Origin of the sequence: Microbacterium sp. K35 (assembly GCF_004794375.1) — a bacterium.
Classification (GTDB): Bacteria; Actinomycetota; Actinomycetes; order Actinomycetales; family Microbacteriaceae; genus Microbacterium; species Microbacterium sufflavum.
Genome location: NZ_SSDM01000009.1, coordinates 1 through 1036, shown reverse-complemented (window position 1 = coordinate 1036; position 1036 = coordinate 1). Strand labels below are relative to the sequence as shown.

Genomic DNA, 1036 nt, shown 5'->3' with positions numbered 1-1036 from the left:
GCGCGCGGGGGTGCGCTGCACGAGGCCTGGCACCGGGCGAGTGTGCTCGGACGGGAGGACCGCAGCATCTCCGGACGGCTCGCGCTCGCGGTCGGAGCCCCGGCGGTGCGGCTGCTGTCCGGCGTCCGCGCTCGCCGCAGTCCGGAGGGCGCCTCCACGTGGGCGGACCCGTCCACGGACTACACGCTCGAGCCGAACCCGTTCGCCGACTCGCTGCGTCGCTGAGCCCCGGCTCGTCCGTCCGGGTCGTGGTGCGTCAGAGGCGGCGCCAGTCGTGGCTCTCGACCGCGGCGCCGGCCTGCGGGCCCATCTGCAGCATGCCGCCGTCGATCACGACCGAGGCCCCGGAGATGTAGGCGGCTTCGGGCGAGGCCAGGAAGGCGATCAGTGCGGCCACCTCGCGCGCGTCCCCTGGTCGTCCGAGCGGGATGCCGGGGCGGTCCTCCGTGTGCGGGTCGGTGTCGGTCTGCCCGGTCATGGGTGTGGCGATCTCGCCGGGGGCCACGCTCACCGCGCTGATGCCGTGCGCACCGAGTTCGAGCGCCAGGTTCTTCATGAGGCCGCCGAGCCCGTGCTTCGCGGCGTCGTACGCGCTCGCCCCGACCATCGGCTGATGCTCGTGCACGCTGGTGACCGCGATCAGCCGGCCACCGCGTCCGGCCGCGACCATGGCCCGCGCCGCCCGTTGCAGGCACACGAACGCGCCGGTGAGGTCGGTGTCGACCACGCGGTTCCACTCGTCGAGGGTCACGTCGAGGAACGGGGTCTGCAGTCCCGCTCCGGCGTTGTTGACGAACACGTCCACCCCGCCGAGCTCGGCGATCAGGCCGTCGACCGCGTCGCCGCACGCGGGGATGTCCGCCACGTCGAGGCGGGCGACCACGGCCCGAGCGCCGTGGCTGCGCACCTCCTCCGCGGTCTCCTGGGCGCCGGCCTCGTCGCTGTGCCAGGTGATGCCCACGTCGATGCCGGCCGCGGCGAGGGCGACCGCGGTCGCGCGGCCGATGCCCGAGTCCGCGCCGGTCACGATCGCGCG

The 1036-nt window shown here is 74.9% G+C and carries 2 protein-coding genes; one reads left to right on the top strand and one right to left on the bottom strand.

Annotated features, from left to right (window positions below; all coding sequences use genetic code 11):
- Positions 1–225, top strand: a 225-nt coding sequence (locus DW299_RS18725) for a hypothetical protein (RefSeq protein ID WP_168443040.1), incomplete at its 5' end; no start/stop codon positions are given.
- Positions 226–256: 31 nt separating this feature from the next.
- On the opposite strand, the gene DW299_RS00055 is transcribed toward DW299_RS18725, so the two are convergent.
- Positions 257–1036, bottom strand: a 780-nt coding sequence (locus DW299_RS00055) for an SDR family oxidoreductase (protein WP_136035201.1), incomplete at its 5' end; no start/stop codon positions are given.